This is a genomic window from Mycobacterium sp. AT1 (assembly GCF_002043095.1).
Classification (GTDB): domain Bacteria; phylum Actinomycetota; class Actinomycetes; order Mycobacteriales; family Mycobacteriaceae; genus Mycobacterium.
The window spans coordinates 1-15,921 of the sequence record NZ_MVOC01000056.1; the positions used below are offsets into that span (position 1 = coordinate 1).

Here is a 15,921-nt window from a genome sequence, read left to right on the forward strand (position 1 = left end):
GCGACCCGGGTCGCGCAACCGTTCTCGGCGGATCAACTCGACGGCTTCGAGCAGTCCCTCCGCCAGCGGGGTACGACCGCCGGTGCGCAAATCGTCGAGCCGCCGGGCTGCGACGTCGACCGAACGCGTCGGCGGCAGTGCGACCTCGGCACCGGTGCCGCGGAACGTCACGACAGCCACTCGGTCGCGCCTGCGGTAGGCATCCAGCAACAGTGACAGGATCGCCGTCTTCACCTGTTGCATGCGCTCCCTGGCGGCCATCGACCCCGACACGTCGACGACGAACAGCACCAGGTTGGCCTCGCGGCCCTCTCGCACGGCGCGGCGCAGATCTTCTGGCTGCAGCGCCAGCCGCCCCGACGTGCGACCTCTGGTGGCCTGATGGGGCGCAGCGGCGCGCACCGTCTCGAGCAGATGGATGCCGTTGCCCGCGGCCGACGACGGAGTGGCGCCGGTGCGGCGGCCCGCCGTCGTGCGGGCTCGGCTTCGGCGCCCGGCCTGCCCGTCACCCACCCCGTCCACGGTGAACAACCGCGCCCGGAAGGGCTCACCCGCACCGACCGGGGCCGACGAATTCCCCTGTTCCGCACGTGATTTCCCGCTCTCGGAGGGGGGTGGTCCGTCGAGGTCCTCCGGGGGCTCTTGGCCGCCGTCGGGTCCGTCGGGATCGGGGTCGGGCTCCGGGCCCGGATCGGGCGCCTCGGGAGGCAGCAGCTCGTCGAGCTCATCCTGCTGCAGCCCCGGAGCGTCGAAGGGGTTACGACGCCGCCGGTGCGGCAGCGCCAGCCGAGCAGCCACCCGGACGTCCTCCAAGGTGATGTCGTCCCGCCCCTGCCACGCCGCGTGTGCGGCGGCGGTGCGGGCGGTGACGATGTCGGCGCGCATACCGTCCACGCCAAGGGCCGAACACACCTCGGCGATCCTCAGCAGCGTCGCCGGCGTCAGCTCGATGCCGGCAACGCGGGACTGCGCATCCGTGATCCGTTGCCGCAGGGCGCGTTCGACGTCGGCGTACCGGCCGCGGAAGGCTTCGGGGTCGGCGTCGAATGCCAACCGGCGCCGCACGACCTCGGCCCGCAGGGCGGGATCCTGAGGGGCGGCCACCTCGACACTGAGACCAAACCGGTCCAGCAGTTGTGGGCGTAGCTCTCCCTCTTCGGGGTTCATCGTTCCCACGATCACGAACCGGGCCGCGTGGGTGACCGAGATGCCGTCGCGTTCGACGGTCAGGCGGCCCATCGCCGCGGCGTCGAGCAACAGGTCGACCAGGTGGTCGTGCAGCAGGTTGACCTCGTCGACGTAGAGGATGCCGCGGTGTGCCCGCGCCAGCAGGCCCGGCTCGAAGTGCACGGCACCCTCGCTGAGGGCCCGCTCCAGGTGGATGGAACCCGCGACCCGGTCCTCGGTGGCGCCGACCGGCAACTCGACGAGGCGCACCGGTCGCATCTCGACGGGCGCATCCTTGGCGAAAGGCCCGTCCGGCGAAAGCGCGTGCGGATCGGCGGGATTGGTCGAGAAGCGATCTCCGGCGACCACCGCGATGTCGGGAAGCAGACCCGCCAACGCGCGCACCAACGTCGACTTCGCCGTGCCCTTCTCGCCGCGTACCAACACACCGCCGATGCCTGGTGAGATCGCGGTGAGGACCAGCGCGAGCGCCATGTCGTCCAGCCCGCCGTCGGCGTCGGGGTCGGCGCCGAGGACCGCTGGGAAGGGGAACAGCTGATACACGGGGGCTCCGCTCGTCATTGCATCGTCGCGATGGATGGGCGTCTTCGGATTCCGTCACGACGGACCGCAAGGATCCGAGTCGAGGCGCGGCAAGCCGGTCGTGGCGTCAACGCTAGCATCGCCTGGGAACAGGTCCGAGCGGTCGCAACGATAGCGAGGGTGGGCACGTGCATCTGACGGTGGTAGGCATCGCAGCGGACGGATGGGATGGTCTGCCCGAAGCCGTTCGCGCGACCGTGCTGGATGCAGAGGATGTCCTTGGTGCTCCCCGCCAGTTGGCCATGCTCCCGAAAGTCATTGGTCAACAACGACACCCGTGGCCGTCGCCTCTGCGCCCCGGTCTGCCGGCCCTGCTCGACGGTCTTGCCGGTCGGCGCGTCGTGGCACTCGCTTCCGGGGACCCCATGCTCAGCGGCATCGGAACCACGCTGGTGAACCTCATCGGCGCCGACGGCGTCACGATCGTCCCGCACGTCTCGTCGGTGGCCTTGGCATGCGCCCGTCTCGGCTGGTCCGCGGAGTCGATCGCGGTCGTCAGCGTGGTCGGCCGCGACGTGCACGCCGTGCTGCGCGAATTGGCCCCCGGCCGCCGGGTGGTGGTGCTGTCGTCGGACGAGACGACGCCCACCGCACTTGCCGCGCTCTTGGTTCGCGCCGGATATGGAGCCAGCCGGGTGACGGTGCTGGGCGAACTCGGAGGCGCGGCCGAAACCCGGTTCGACACCATCGCCGCCGACTTCGACTACGAGCCTCCACGGCTGAATCTCGTTGCAGCCGAAATGATCGGACCGCAGACCACCGGATGGGCGGCCGGCCTGCCCGACGACGCGTTCGAACACGACGGGCAACTCACCAAGCGCGATCTGCGCGCGGCCGCACTGGCCCGGCTGCTGCCCGCACCGGGGCAGCTGTTGTGGGACGTCGGCGCGGGAGCGGGATCGGTCGGCATCGAATGGATGCGGGCCCACCCCAGCTGCGGCGCAACCGCAGTCGAGGCCGACGCCACGAGAGCCGACCGGATCACCCGAAACGCCCGCTCGCTGGGTGTGCCCGGGCTGCGCGTCGTTCACGGCTCCGCCCCCCAGGATCTCACCGGGTTGCCCACCCCGGACGCCATCTTCGTCGGCGGTGGCGCCACCCGCCCCGGCGTACTGCAGGCATGTCTGAACGCGCTCGCGGTCGGTGGGCGGTTGGTGATTCACGGCGTGACGATGGAAACCGAGATCCTCGTGGCGCAGGCCTACCGCGAACACGGTGGCGAGTTGGTGCGCATCCACGTCGAACGTGCCGCACCCGTCGGATCGTTCACCGGGTGGACGCCGGCGCGCGCCGTCACGCAGTGGGCCTACACCCGCTCGTAGGCACGGCTCAGCGCGCTTCGTAGCGCTCATGGTGGACCACCGTGTGCAAGGGCGCGCGCTCACGCCAGCCGTAGCGCTCAAGGTCAGGGGTGTCGGGAAGGTCGGCGACGTGCCCCACGCACAACCAGGCGACGGGCCGCACATGGGCGGGCATGCCGACCAGCGTCTGCAGGAAGTCCTCGCGATAGAACGAAACCCAGCCGACACCAAGGCCTTCGGCGGTCGCTGCGAGCCACAGGTTTTGGATTGCGCACACGACCGAGTACAGACCGGCGTCGTCGATGGCGTGCCTGCCGAGGATCTGCCGACCACCCCGCGTGGGGTCGTAGCCGACGACGACGCCGAGGCCCGACTCCCGGATGCCTTCGACCTTGATTGGCGAGAACGTCTCTGCCCGTTCCCCCGCCAGGCCGCCCGCGAACAGTTCGCGTTCGGTGAGCACGTGATCGCGGAACATGGACAGGGTCGCGGGTGAGCGCACCAGCACGAAGTCCCACGGCTGCGTCATGCCGACCGACGGCGCGGCGTGGGCTGCGTTCAGCACGCGATCGAGGACCTCGGGATCGATTGGCGCACCGGCGAATTCGCGACGGGTGTCTCGGCGCCGGTGGATGACGTCGTAGAGCCCGTCGATGGTGGGCGCGCTCATCGGGACCGCTCCCGCAGTGGGTCGTACAGGTGACTCTCCCCGGCGCACGGGTCGGTACGTTCGGCGAGCGCGCGGCCTACCAGGATCACCGCAGCTTGACGCAAGCCGGCCTCGGCCACGCTATCGGCGATGTCGGCAACGGTGCCGCGCAGCACCACCTCTTCCGGTTGTGATGCCCGGTAGACCACCACGACGGGGCAGTCGGCGCCGTACGGCTCTACGAGCTCGGCCATCAGCTCCCGTGTCCTGGTGATGGCCAGGTGCAGCACCAGCGTCGCCCGGGTCGCGGCGAAGGCGCCCAGCGACTCGGACTCCGGCATCGCCGTCGAACGCTGATGGGTGCGGGTGAGCACCACCGACTGGGTGACCAGCGGCACGGTCAGCTCCCGTCCCACCCGCGCCGCGGCGGCCGCGTAGGCCGGCACTCCGGGGGTCACTGCCCACGGCACACCCGCGGCGTCGAGGCGGCGGGTCTGCTCGGACACCGCGCTGTAGAGCGTCGGATCCCCGGAGACCAGTCGTGCCACTCGTAACCTCGCCTCGTACGCCGCGACAATGCGGGCCACGATGGCATCGAGGTTCAGATCCTTGGTATCGACGAAATCAGCTGCGGGAGAGCAATTCTCGAGAACTTCAGGGTCGAGGTAGGTGCCCGGGTACAGCACAACGTCGGCGTCGCCGAGTAGACGTGCGGCGCGCAGGGTCAGCAGATCGGCCGCGCCGGGACCCGCCCCGACGAACTGCACCGGATTCATTCCGTCGACGATCACTGGACCCACCGGGGCGTCCACACCCGACCCGTTGCCGTCACCCGGGTCGACGACGCCCCGATCAGCAGCAGACACTTCATGTCGACGGAATCGGTGTCGAGATCACCAAGGGTGGTCACCAACAGGGACTCCTCGGCCCGTCCGACGTCACGGCCGACCACCACGACCGTCTCGGCGGACCGATGCTCGAGCAACAACTTTCGGGCCAGCGCAATTTGATCGGGCCGGCTTCGCGAGGCGGGGTTGTAGATGCCGAGCACCAGGTCGGCCTCCGCGATGGCGCGCAGCCGCGCCTCGATCACCGCCCAGGGCTTGAGCCGGTCGGACAAACTGAGCACGGCGAAGTCCGCACCTATCGGCGCCCCGGCCCGTGCCGCGACGGCCTGCACAGCCGACACGCCCGGCAGCACGCGCACCGAGACGTCGGCATAGGTCTCGTCCTCCGCGGCCTCGAAAACGGCTGCGGCCATTCCGAATACCCCCGCATCACCACCAGAGACCACGGCGACCCGTTCACCCCGCTTCGCCAGATCCAGGGCGAAGCGGGCGCGGTCGACCTCGACGGTATTGCCCGAGGAGTGCCGCTGCAGTCCCATGCGCTGCGGCACGCGGGCGACATAGGGCCCGTAGCCCACCACGTGGTCAACCTCGGCCAGCGCCGCGGACGCCTCCGGCGTCAGCCAGCCCTCGGGGCCCGGTCCGAGGCCCACGACCACCAGTTCGGCCGCCGCGATCGCCGGACTGGCCGTCGCGGACACCGGTTCGCCGGGCGTCCGGGAGCGCCGGCCGTTGAGCGAGTCGCCGTTGACGACGATGAGGGACAGGTAGGGCACCGAGGTCTCGTCGACGTCGGCGACCGGCATCCACCGCTCCTCGGGATGGCTCGCCTTTTCGACGTATAGGGCGTGGGAGAGCCGACCCGAGGCCGCCAGTGCCCGGCGGACGGCCGGAAACGTCCGGCCCAGCTTCATGATGATGGCACCGTCGGTGTCGGCCAGCCTGCGAGCCAGCTCGGGCTCGGGCAGCGTCCCTGGCAGCACGGTGAGGACGTCGGTCTGTCGGACCAACGGCGACGCCGTCGTCGCGGTCGCGGCGATGAACGCGGGCAGGCCGGGCACTACCTCGGTCGGAAAGCGCGAGCTGAGCCGATCGTGCATGTACATGTACGAGCCGTAGAACAGTGGGTCGCCCTCGGCGAGCAGCACCACGGTCCGGCCGACGGACAGGTGCGCGGCGAGTCGCGCGGCGGACTCCTCGTAGAAGTCGGCGAGCGCCCCGGCGTACCCGCCGGGGTGGTCGGTGCCGCCGGTGGTGACGGGGTAGCGCAGCTCTTCCTCGACGACGCCGTCGCGGATGAGATCCGCGGCGATGCTCCTGGCGTAAGACTGCTTGTTGACCCCTGCGTGGTAGGCCACGACGTCGGCCTCGCCGATGAGCCTGGCGGCCTTCAGCGTGATGAGCTCGGGATCGCCTGGACCCAGCCCGACCCCGAAAAAGCGTCCGGTGGTCATTCCTTCTCCGCGGCAAGCGCATTCAGCGCCGACGAGGTCATGGCCGAACCGCCGAGACGGCCACGGATCGTGACGAACGGGACGTCGATGCCGTGGTCGGCGGACAATGCGACGAGCGCGTCCTTGGACTCGGCGGCGCCGATGAAGCCGACGGGACAACCCACGATTGCGGCGGGGCGGGGGGCACCGTCGATGATCATTTCCAGCAGGTGGAACAAGGCAGTCGGGGCGTTGCCAATCGCCACGACGGCCCCGGCCAGAAGCGGCGTCCACAGCGAGACGGCGGCCGCGGTGCGGGTGGTGCGCCACGCCTTGGCGAGCTCGGGTACGCGCGGGTCGTGCAAGAAGCAGTGCACGTCGTTGCCTGCCGGGAGGCGGCTGGCGGTGACGCCGGTGGCGACCATCTGGGCGTCGCACAGGATGGGGGCGCCGGCGTCGAGAGCCGACCGGGCCGCACGAACGAGATCGGGGTGAATGATCAGGTCCTTGACCAACGCGGGCTGCCCCGTGCCGTGGATCATCCGCACCGCGAGCTTCTCGGCCTCGGTGGGAATCGCAGACAGATCGGCCTCACGGCGGATGGCGGCAAACGAATCCACGTAGATGGCGGGTCCGTCGTCGACGTACTCGTACCTCTTCGTGGGTCGGGCGAGCTGGTCGGAGCTGATCATCGAAGTCCTTCGGGGCATGCGTGCTGGAACTGCCAGAGTCGGATGTCGCGTCCGTCGGGCACGTCGACATCACTACCACCCCCTACGTTGCAATGGGGTAGCAGTCCCTCCACCGGGTGTCGAAGGCGCGAACTCGTCACCGCCGCGAAGAAACCTGCACTACTCTGATCCAGCACGTCTCGTGGCGATGGAACCCGGTGCAAACCCGGGGCGGTTCCGCCACTGTGAAGGCCGCACGGCGGCCGCAGCCAGACACTGGCCGCGAGACTTCGACAACGAGGGGCGAGAACCCCGAGTAGGAGCCCATGCATGCCCGAAGCCCCGCTGAATTCGATGCCCCTTCCGCGCATCGCCCTGCTGTCCACGTCGGACACCGACCTGCTCTCGGCCCGCGCCAGCGGCGCGCCGTTCAGCCTGGGAAACCCGGTGCGCCAGGAACTCGAGCCACTGATCCGCGGTGCGCAGATGGTGGTGCTGCGAGTGCTGGGCTCGTCGGCGGAGATCGAGTCGGAGTTGGCGGTGCTGCGCGCCACCGGCCTGCCACTGGTGGTGCTCGGCGGCGAACGACAGCCCAGTGCCGAGTTGATGGAGTGCTCGAACGTCCCGATTGGCGTCGCCGCCCAGGCGCACGCCTACCTCGCCGAGGGCGGGCCCGCCAACCTCGGGCAAATGCACGCGTTCCTGTGCGACACGGTGCTGCTCACCGGGGAGGGCTTCGAGGAGCCCGTCGTCATCCCGGAGTGGGGATACGGCGCGAGTGCCGACGCCTCTGGGTCGAACGAGCTGCGGGTCGGGGTTCTGTATTACCGCGCGCACGAGATCAGCGGCAACGCCGAATTCGCCCATGCCCTCGTCGACGCGGTGAGCTCGACCGGCGACGCGGTCGGAGTGCCCATTTTCGCGTCCTCCCTGCGCAGCGCACCGCAGGAGCTGTTCGACGCCATGGGCACGCTCGACGCGCTGGTGGTCACCGTTCTTGCCGCCGGCGGGTCCAAACCGGCCGGGGCGACCGCCGGTGGCGACGACGGCGCCTGGGACATCGAACGCCTTGCTGCCCTTGATATTCCGATGCTGCAGGGGTTGTGCCTGACGTCCTCGCGGGAGGACTGGCAGGCCAGCGACGATGGTGTCACCCCGCTCGACTCGGCCAATCAGATCGCCATCCCCGAGTTCGACGGACGCGTCATCACCGCGCCGTTCTCCTTCAAGGAGATCGACGAGGATGGTCTGCCGCACTACGTCGCCGACCCGGAGCGCTGTTCGCGAGTCGCCGGCATCGCCGTCAAACACGCCCGGCTGCGGCGGCTGCCGAACGCGGAGAAGAGACTCGCCCTCGTCCTCTCGGCGTACCCCACCAAGCACTCTCGCGTCGGCAATGCCGTCGGCCTCGACACCCCGGCCTCGACGGTGCGCTTGCTGCACCGGCTGGCTCAGCAGGGGTACGACATCGGCGACGGATTCGGCGTGCTCGACATCGCCGACGAGACCGAGGCCGGCGACCGGCTGATTCACACGCTGATCGCGGCGGGCGGACAGGACCAGGACTGGCTGACCGCAGGCCAGCTCACCGACGCCCACGTCACCGTCACCGCCGCGGAGTATGCGCAGTGGACGGCGCACCTGCCGGCCAGCCTGCGCGACGCCATGACCGAAGCGTGGGGACCGGCCCCCGGCAAGCTCTTCGTCAACGACGACGACCAGATCGTGCTCGCGGCGCTACGGGCCGGCAACGTCGTGCTGATGATTCAGCCGCCCCGCGGTTTCGGCGAGAATCCAGTCGCCATCTACCACGATCCCGACCTGGCACCGAGCCACCACTATCTGGCCGCATACCGTTGGCTGGAGCAGGGTTTTGGCGCCCACGCCGTGGTACACCTCGGCAAGCACGGCTCGATGGAATGGCTGCCCGGCAAGAACGCCGCGCTGTCGTCCGCATGCGCCACCGACGCGACGATTGGCGACATGCCGCTGATCTACCCGTTCCTGGTCAACGATCCCGGCGAGGGCGCCCAGGCCAAGCGGCGCGCGCACGCCACCATCGTTGACCACCTCATCCCGCCGATGGCGCGAGCGGAGACCTACGGCGACATCGCCCGTCTCGAGCAACTGCTCGACGAGTACGGCAACATCGCGTCGATGGATCCGGCGAAGCTTCCCGCGATCCGCGGTGAGATCTGGAACCTGATGCGGGCCGCCGAAATGCACCGTGACCTCGGTCTCGACGACCGGCCGGACGACGAGGAGTTCGACGACTTCCTGCTGCACGTCGACGGCTGGTTGTGCGAGATCAAGGACGCCCAGATCCGCGACGGATTGCACGTCCTCGGTGGCGCGCCGCACGGCGAGGCGCGGGTCAACCTGGTGCTGGCCATCCTGCGCGCCGCGCAGGTGTGGGGCGGTCAGGATCACGCCGTACCGGGACTGCGAGCCGCCCTCGGTCTGAAGGAGGGCGCCGAGACGCGCGCGGTCGACGAGATTGAGTCGCGGGCACGGCAACTCGTCGAGGCGATGGAGGCAGCGAACTGGGCGGCCGAAACGGCGGTCTCGCTGCACGACGATCCCGAGGTGCAGAAGGTGCTGCACTTCGCCGCGACCGAGGTGGTGCCGCGGCTGGCCGGCACCGCTGGCGAGATCGAGGCCGTATTACACGCCCTTGCAGGCGGTTTCATCCGCCCCGGACCGTCGGGCTCACCGCTGCGGGGTCTGGTGAACGTGCTGCCGACCGGCCGCAACTTCTACACCGTCGACCCCCGCGCGGTGCCGTCGCGGCTCGCCTGGCAGACCGGCCTAGCCATGGCCGACTCGCTGATCCAGCGCTACCTCGACGACACCGGCACCTACCCGGAGTCCGTGGGCCTGTCGGTGTGGGGCACCAGCGCAATGCGTACCTCCGGCGACGACATCGCCGAGGTCTTCGCCCTCCTCGGGGTGCGCCCCGAGTGGGACGAGGCGTCCCGGCGGGTCAGCCGTCTCGCGATCGTCACGCCCGAGGAACTTGGCAGGCCGCGCATCGACGTGACGGTCCGCATCTCGGGCTTCTTCCGCGACGCATTCCCCCACGTGGTGGCGATGCTCGACGACGCGGTCCGGATGGTCGCCGAACTCGACGAACCCGACGACCAGAACTTCGTGGCCGCCCACGCCCGCGCCGACATGGCCGAGCACGGTGACCAACGCCGTTCCACCACAAGGATCTTCGGCTCCAAACCGGGCTCCTACGGCGCAGGCATCCTGCAGGTCATCGAAGCGGGCACCTGGCGCGATGACAAGGATCTCGCCGAGGTCTACACCGCGTGGGGCGGGTTTGCCTACGGCCGTGGTCTGGACGGCGCACCGGCAGCCGACGACATGCGTACCAACTACCGCCGAATCAAGGTGGCGGCCAAGAACGTCGACACCCGCGAACACGACATCGCCGACAGCGACGACTACTTCCAATACCACGGCGGCATGATCGCCACCGTGCGCGCACTCACGGGATCAGACCCCAAGGCCTACGTCGGCGACTCGACCACACCGGACGCCGTTCGCACCAGGACGCTCTCGGAGGAGACCGCCCGCGTCTTCCGCTCCCGGGTGGTCAACCCGCGGTGGATCGCCGCCATGCGCAAGCACGGATACAAGGGCGCCTTCGAGCTCGCCGCGACGGTGGACTACCTGTTCGGTTTCGACGCCACCGCCGGCGTCGTGCACGACTGGATGTACGAGAAGCTGGCCCAGGAGTACGTGCTGGACCCCACGACCCGGGAGTTCCTCGACACCTCCAATCCTTGGGCGCTGCATGGCATCGTCGAACGCCTGCAGGAGGCCGCCGATCGCGGGCTGTGGGCCGACCCCTCCGCCGAGACGCTGGCCGCCTTGCAGCAGGCGTACCTGGAGGTCGAGGGCGATCTGGAGGATCGTAGTGCGACCGTCGGAGGCTGAGCCGGTACGGGTCCGGATCCTAGGGATCGGCATGGGACCGGGGCAGGTGACCCACGAGGTCGCCGACGCACTGCGGTCGGTCGACTACGTGCTCGCGGCCGCCAAGGGCGACGACGATGGGCTGCTGGCTCTGCGCCGCGAGATCGTCGAGGCGTTCCCCGGTGCCGGCGGGCCCGCCGAGATCGTGGTGGTGCCCGACCCGGTCCGCGACCGGTCGGCCGGGCTGACCGACGCCAATTACGAAGGTGCGGTGGCAGATTGGCACGACGCCCGGGCGGCCCGGTATGCCGACGTCTTGCGCGAACGGGGTGGCACCGCGGCATTCCTGGTCTGGGGTGACCCGTCTCTGTACGACTCCACGATCCGGGTCGTCGAGAAGGTGCGCGCACTTGGGCTAGGGGTGGAGTTCGACGTGCTGCCGGGCATCAGCGCACCGCAACTGCTCGCCGCCCGGCACCGCATCGTGCTGCACGAGGTCGGCAGGTCGGTACACGTGACGACCGGGCGTCGGCTACAAGAGGCGGTGGCCGCCGGACAGGACAACGTCGTCGCCATGCTCAACCCGCCGCCAGACCGGTTGGACCTCACCGGACTCGACGACTGGACGGTGTGGTGGGGTGCCAACCTGGGCGCCACCGGCGAGCGGTTGGTGTCGGGACGCCTCTCGGAGGCACTGCCCGCCATCGTCGACGCGCGCGAGGAGGCCAAGGCCGAGGCGGGCTGGGTGATGGATCTGTTCCTGGTGAGGCGCACCTGATGGCGGGTCTGCTCGTCGCGGGCACCACCAGTGACGCAGGCAAGAGCGTGGTGACCACCGGGCTGTGTCGGGCCCTGGCGCGCCGCGGGGTGAAGGTGGCCCCGTTCAAGGCGCAGAACATGTCCAACAACTCCATGGTGTGTGCGGGTCCATCCGACGGCGGCGCGGAAATCGGCCGAGCCCAATGGGTTCAGGCCCTGGCGGCCCAGGCCGTTCCCGAGGTGGCGATGAATCCTGTGCTGCTCAAGCCGGGCAGTGACCACCGCAGCCACGTCGTGCTGATGGGCCAGCCGTGGGGCGAGGTGTCGTCGTCGGATTGGCTGGAGGGACGGCGGGCGCTGGCGACCGCGGCGCACGCGGCGTTCGACGAGCTGTCCGCGCGGTTCGAAGTCGTGGTGGCCGAAGGCGCGGGAAGTCCGGCCGAGATCAACCTGCGCGCAGGCGATTACGTCAACATGGGCCTGGCCCGCCACGCCGGGCTGCCCACCGTCGTGGTGGGCGACATCGATCGCGGCGGCGTGTTCGCGGCGTTCGTCGGCACCGTGGCCCTGCTGTCCCCCGAGGACCAGGCGCTGCTGACGGGGTTCGTGGTCAACAAGTTTCGCGGCGACGTCGAGCTGCTGGCTCCCGGACTCCGCGACCTGGAACGCCTGACGGGCCGGCGGGTATACGGCACCCTGCCCTGGCACCCCGACCTGTGGTTGGACTCCGAGGACGCTCTCGACCTGCAGGGTCGCCGCTCGACCGATACCGGAGCGCGTCGGGTAGCGGTGATCCGGCTGCCGCGGATCAGCAACTTCACCGACGTCGACGCGCTTGGCCTTGAACCGGACGTCGACGTCGTGTTCGTCTCCGACCCCCGCGCCCTGGCCGACGCCGATCTGGTGGTGCTGCCCGGCACCAGGGCCACCATCGCCGACCTGGCGTGGCTGCGGTCGCGGGGACTGGACCGGGCGCTGCTGGCGCACGTCGCGGCCGGTAAGCCACTGCTGGGCATCTGCGGGGGATTCCAGATGCTGGGCAACGTGATTCGCGACCCCGACGGTGTCGAGGGCGGAGTCGCCCAGGTGGACGGACTCGCGCTGCTCGACGTCGAGACCACCTTCGCGCCGACGAAGGTTCTACGGCTGCCCCACGGCGACGCGCTCGGCGTACCCGCGGCGGGGTACGAGATCCATCACGGCCGCATCACGCGCGGACCCGACGCGGAGGAATTCCTCGGCGGTGCCAGAGCCGGTGCGGTGTTCGGCACGATGTGGCACGGGTCGTTGGAAGGCGACGCGCTGCGGGCGGCATTCCTCCGCGAGACGCTCGAGCTCGAGCCCTCCGGCGTCAGCTTCCCCGCGGCCCGTGAGCGCCGCCTCGATCTGCTCGGTGAGTTGGTCGAAGCGCATCTGGACGTGGATGCACTGCTGCACTTGGCCCTTCGCGGCAGCTCGACGGAATTGCCGTTCCTGGCGCCGGGGGCACCATGACGGCCACGCGGATCCTGCTGCTCGGCGGCACCTCGGAGGCACGGGCTCTCGCCGCCCGACTGCTGGCCGATGGCGTCGAGGTGACGAGCTCGCTGGCTGGCCGAGTGGCCAGACCGCGGATGCCCGCGGGTCCGGTCCGGATCGGCGGCTTTGGTGGCGTGGCAGGCCTGCGCTCGGCGCTCGTCGACTACGACGCCGTCGTCGACGCCACGCACCCGTTCGCGGCGACGATGTCGGCCACCGCAGTCGAGGCCTGCACCGCTGGCAAGACGCCGAAACCGCTGCTGCGGTTGGAGCGCCCGGGCTGGGCGGACCGCGCCCAGGCGTCGTGGTGCTGGGTCGACACTCACGACGAGGCCGCCGCCGAAGCGGCCCGGCTCGGGGAGCGACCACTGCTCACCACCGGACGCCAGCACCTGGCGCGGTTCATCCCGGCGCTCGCCGAGCGGGCGGTACTGGCGCGGGTGGTGGACGAACCCGAGGTGGAGCTGCCCCCGCGTTGGCGGCTGCTCAACGATCGCGGCCCCTACGCGCTACCCGGTGAATTGGCGATGTTCGAGGATCACGGCGCAGACGTGTTGGTCACCAAGGACTCCGGTGGTGAGTACACCTGGCCGAAGATGATCGCCGCCGAACGACTCGGGGTACCGGTGGTCATCGTGCGTCGACCGCAGGTGCCAGGGGGCGTGCCCGTCGTGTCCACCACGGTTGACGCCGTGACCTGGGTCCACGAACTGGCCGCACGTCAGATCGACGACACCCCCCGGTAGACCGCCGCGACCCCCACCACGACGAATACCACCGGTACGGCCCACCGCCCGAACCTTCGAATGGCGACGACGACGAATCGTCGCGACCCGCACCACCCGCCGACGGCGCATAGTACGGCCGCACCGATGACGAAGACACCGATGGTGACGACGAGTTGCGACACACTGTCGGTCCGAAACACCGGCGTGTAGGCCGCCAGGTTGTCGGCCCCGCTGCCGACGGTCAGGCCGGCGACCGCAAGCACGCCGTCCTGTGGAGGCACCCGCTCGTCGTCGTCGACGACGCCACCCCGCAGCGCGGCTCGCAACCCGTTGACACCCAACGCGATTGGCACCACACCGACCAAAGCGAGCCACCCCGCGGGGACTTGGGCAAGACCAGCCCCCGCCAGCAGCGCGATCAGCACGACGATTGCCATCCCCAGGCATTGACCGCACCAGATTCGCCAATTTCCGTCGCGCCCAACGGCGCGGCTGGCCGCGACCAGGGTGGTGCTCGTCAGCAAGGTGTCGATGTTGGTCGCCGCGAACAGGACCGCGGCAAGTGCCGCGGTGGCGGCCACCGATTCGCTCATCACCCCGTCGACGCGCGGTGTTCGGCGAATGGATCGACGTGGCGGCTCCCCAACGCTGCTCCTCTGCCTGCCCACCACCGCGTCGCGGCGCCGCCATGTCCTGTCGCGGCCCACGCTAGGCGGCCCGAGGTTGCAGCATGGTTGCACGGGTGAGCGGTGACCGTTGGTGGGCGAGGGACGTTCCCTGCCATGGGCTCTCGTCGTGTCAGCTGCGGTCGAACACGTCGCAGGCCTGGCCAGGCAGCGGGCGAGTTGACGAGAGTCATTGGACGCCGTTGGCCGAGACCGTCGTGCTGTCGAGAGGTCGACACGAGGCCCGAGCCACGTACCGTCCAGGTCCGTGAGGAGCAGCGGCCTTTCTCCGTCGCGCGCGCTGCCCCGTTCAGCGTTGTTCGCTCACCGAGTCCGCCACCCGCGAGGCCAACAGCCGTGCGGTGTCTTCGTCGGCGGCCTCCACCATGACCCGGACGACCTGCTCAGTTCCAGAGGGGCGCAACAGAATTCGACCGGTGTCGCCGAGTTCGGCCTCCGCCTCGGCGACCGCGGACTGCACCGACGGCGCTTCGGCGACCGTGGCCTTGTCGGCCACCTGGACGTTGATCAGGACCTGCGGCAGCGTGTGCATCGGCGCCGCCAACTCGGCCAGCGTCGAGCGGGTCTGCGCCATCCGCGCCATCAGGCGCAACCCGGTGGCGACGCCGTCCCCCGTGGTGCCAAGCGACGGCATCACGACGTGGCCGGACTGTTCGCCGCCGAGGGAGTAGCCGCCGGCCCGCAGCTCCTCGAGCACGTAGCGGTCGCCGACGGCGGTGGTGCGCACCTCGATGCCCTCCGCCCGCATCGCGATGTGCAGCCCGAGGTTGCTCATCACGGTGGCGACCAGGGTGTTCGACCTCAGCTCGCCCGCGTCGCGCATGGCCAGCGCGAGGATCACCATGATGGCGTCCCCGTCGACGACCTCACCCGCCGCGTCGACGGCGAGGCACCGGTCGGCATCCCCGTCGTGCGCCAGCCCCAGGTCGGCGCCGTTGGCGAGCACCGCCCGCTGCAGCACGTCCATGTGCGTCGACCCGCAGCCGTCGTTGATGTTGAGCCCGTTGGGTTCCGCGTTGATCGCGATCACGGTGGCGCCGGCGGCGCGGTAGGCCAGCGGGGCGGCCGCGGAGGCGGCGCCGTGCGCGCAGTCGACGACGACGGTCATGCCGTCGAGTGGGGCGGGGGCGGCCGTGGCGACGTGCCGGAGATAGAGCTCGAGCGCGTCGTCGGCGTCGCGCACACGACCGATCGCGGCGCCGACCGGGCGATCGCCTGGTCCGGCGGCGAGGAGTTCTTCGATGCGGTCCTCGGCGTCGTCGTCGAGCTTGTGTCCGCCGGGACCGAAGATCTTGATGCCGTTGTCGGGCATCGGGTTGTGCGACGCCGAGATCATCACGCCGAACTCGGCGCCGTAGACGCCCGTCAGATGGGCGACGGCGGGGGTCGGCAGCACGCCGACGCGCAGCACGTCGACGCCCTCACTGGCGATCCCGGCGATGACGGCGGCTTCGAGCATCTCACCGCTGGCCCTCGGATCGCGACCGACGACGGCGATCCGGCGCTGGCCGCCGGGGCTGCCCAGTCGACGAGCGGCTGCCGACCCGAGGGCCAGCGCCAACTCGGCGGTCAGGTCCGTATTCGCGACACCGCGGACTCCGTCGGTGCCAAACAGGCGACCCATGCAACTCCTA

Annotated in this window: 12 protein-coding genes and 1 riboswitch; of the genes, 5 read left to right on the forward strand and 7 right to left on the reverse strand. The window is 70.1% G+C overall.

Features of this window, described 5'->3' with window-relative positions; genetic code table 11:
- On the reverse strand, window positions 1–1,749 hold a 1,749-nt coding region (locus tag B1790_RS24275), incomplete at its 3' end, for a VWA domain-containing protein (RefSeq protein WP_142271484.1).
- 149 nt (window positions 1,750–1,898) lie between these two features.
- Between B1790_RS24275 and cbiE the strand changes: the two genes are divergently transcribed.
- Entirely contained in the window at window positions 1,899–3,092 is a 1,194-nt protein-coding gene (gene cbiE / locus B1790_RS24280; protein WP_198952110.1) for a precorrin-6y C5,15-methyltransferase (decarboxylating) subunit CbiE, read from the forward strand.
- A gap of 7 nt (window positions 3,093–3,099) precedes the next feature.
- Here the strand turns inward: cbiE and bluB are convergent, their stop codons facing one another.
- From bluB to B1790_RS24300, 4 genes are read right to left on the reverse strand one after another with little or no spacing between them, the layout of a single operon-like run.
- On the reverse strand, window positions 3,100–3,741 hold the full coding sequence (bluB, locus tag B1790_RS24285; RefSeq protein ID WP_079925847.1) for a 5,6-dimethylbenzimidazole synthase: 642 nt from the start codon (window positions 3,739–3,741) through the stop codon (window positions 3,100–3,102).
- Window positions 3,738–4,496: a cobalt-precorrin-4/precorrin-4 C(11)-methyltransferase gene (locus B1790_RS24290; RefSeq protein WP_079925922.1), complete on the reverse strand. Its 759-nt coding sequence runs from the start codon at window positions 4,494–4,496 to the stop codon at window positions 3,738–3,740. Before B1790_RS24290 ends, bluB begins: the two co-directional genes overlap by 4 nt.
- Window positions 4,497–4,507: 11 nt before the next feature.
- The gene (locus tag B1790_RS24295) at window positions 4,508–6,022 is read right to left on the reverse strand and encodes a precorrin-2 C(20)-methyltransferase (RefSeq protein ID WP_079925848.1); all 1,515 of its coding nucleotides are present in this window, start codon (window positions 6,020–6,022) and stop codon (window positions 4,508–4,510) included.
- The gene (locus B1790_RS24300; protein ID WP_079925849.1) at window positions 6,019–6,693 is read right to left on the reverse strand and encodes a precorrin-8X methylmutase; all 675 of its coding nucleotides are present in this window, start codon (window positions 6,691–6,693) and stop codon (window positions 6,019–6,021) included. Before B1790_RS24300 ends, B1790_RS24295 begins: the two co-directional genes overlap by 4 nt.
- Window positions 6,694–6,841: 148 nt before the next feature.
- Window positions 6,842–6,972, forward strand: a riboswitch (cobalamin riboswitch).
- A gap of 30 nt (window positions 6,973–7,002) precedes the next feature.
- Between B1790_RS24300 and cobN the strand changes: the two genes are divergently transcribed.
- The 4 genes from cobN to B1790_RS24320 are packed head-to-tail and all read left to right on the forward strand — an operon-like array spanning window position 7,003 to window position 13,619.
- A complete protein-coding gene (cobN, locus tag B1790_RS24305; RefSeq protein WP_233165298.1) occupies window positions 7,003–10,617 on the forward strand; it encodes a cobaltochelatase subunit CobN in 3,615 nt (1,204 codons plus the stop codon).
- On the forward strand, window positions 10,598–11,374 hold the full coding sequence (cobF, locus tag B1790_RS24310; protein ID WP_255407302.1) for a precorrin-6A synthase (deacetylating): 777 nt from the start codon (window positions 10,598–10,600) through the stop codon (window positions 11,372–11,374). The genes cobN and cobF overlap by 20 nt, the downstream gene beginning before the upstream one ends.
- The gene (locus B1790_RS24315; protein WP_079925851.1) at window positions 11,374–12,849 is read left to right on the forward strand and encodes a cobyric acid synthase; all 1,476 of its coding nucleotides are present in this window, start codon (window positions 11,374–11,376) and stop codon (window positions 12,847–12,849) included. The genes cobF and B1790_RS24315 overlap by 1 nt, the downstream gene beginning before the upstream one ends.
- Window positions 12,846–13,619 carry a cobalt-precorrin-6A reductase gene (locus B1790_RS24320; protein WP_079925852.1) on the forward strand — a complete coding sequence of 258 codons (774 nt, stop codon included), beginning with the start codon at window positions 12,846–12,848 and terminating at the stop codon, window positions 13,617–13,619. The genes B1790_RS24315 and B1790_RS24320 overlap by 4 nt, the downstream gene beginning before the upstream one ends.
- Here the strand turns inward: B1790_RS24320 and B1790_RS24325 are convergent.
- Together B1790_RS24325 and glmM are read right to left on the reverse strand one after the other, a co-directional pair.
- A complete protein-coding gene (locus B1790_RS24325) occupies window positions 13,595–14,194 on the reverse strand; it encodes a cadmium resistance transporter (RefSeq protein WP_079925853.1) in 600 nt (199 codons plus the stop codon). The genes B1790_RS24320 and B1790_RS24325 overlap by 25 nt on opposite strands.
- Before the next feature lie 382 nt (window positions 14,195–14,576).
- Window positions 14,577–15,911 (reverse strand): phosphoglucosamine mutase, encoded by a 1,335-nt coding sequence (gene glmM / locus B1790_RS24330; protein ID WP_079925854.1) that lies wholly within the window; start codon window positions 15,909–15,911, stop codon window positions 14,577–14,579.
- Window positions 15,912–15,921: the final 10 nt, after the last annotated feature.

What these genes read in the sequence shown, in the direction of transcription:
- glmM (WP_079925854.1), bottom strand. Translation starts at nt 15,911, where the DNA reads ATGGGTCGCCTGTTTGGCACCGACGGAGTCCGCGGTGTCGCGAATACG.
- B1790_RS24315 (WP_079925851.1), top strand. Translation starts at nt 11,374, where the DNA reads ATGGCGGGTCTGCTCGTCGCGGGCACCACCAGTGACGCAGGCAAGAGC.
- B1790_RS24320 (WP_079925852.1), top strand. Translation starts at nt 12,846, where the DNA reads ATGACGGCCACGCGGATCCTGCTGCTCGGCGGCACCTCGGAGGCACGG.
- cobN (WP_233165298.1), top strand. Translation starts at nt 7,003, where the DNA reads ATGCCCGAAGCCCCGCTGAATTCGATGCCCCTTCCGCGCATCGCCCTG.
- bluB (WP_079925847.1), bottom strand. Translation starts at nt 3,741, where the DNA reads ATGAGCGCGCCCACCATCGACGGGCTCTACGACGTCATCCACCGGCGC.
- B1790_RS24295 (WP_079925848.1), bottom strand. Translation starts at nt 6,022, where the DNA reads ATGACCACCGGACGCTTTTTCGGGGTCGGGCTGGGTCCAGGCGATCCC.
- B1790_RS24325 (WP_079925853.1), bottom strand. Translation starts at nt 14,194, where the DNA reads ATGAGCGAATCGGTGGCCGCCACCGCGGCACTTGCCGCGGTCCTGTTC.
- B1790_RS24300 (WP_079925849.1), bottom strand. Translation starts at nt 6,693, where the DNA reads ATGATCAGCTCCGACCAGCTCGCCCGACCCACGAAGAGGTACGAGTAC.
- B1790_RS24290 (WP_079925922.1), bottom strand. Translation starts at nt 4,496, where the DNA reads ATGAATCCGGTGCAGTTCGTCGGGGCGGGTCCCGGCGCGGCCGATCTG.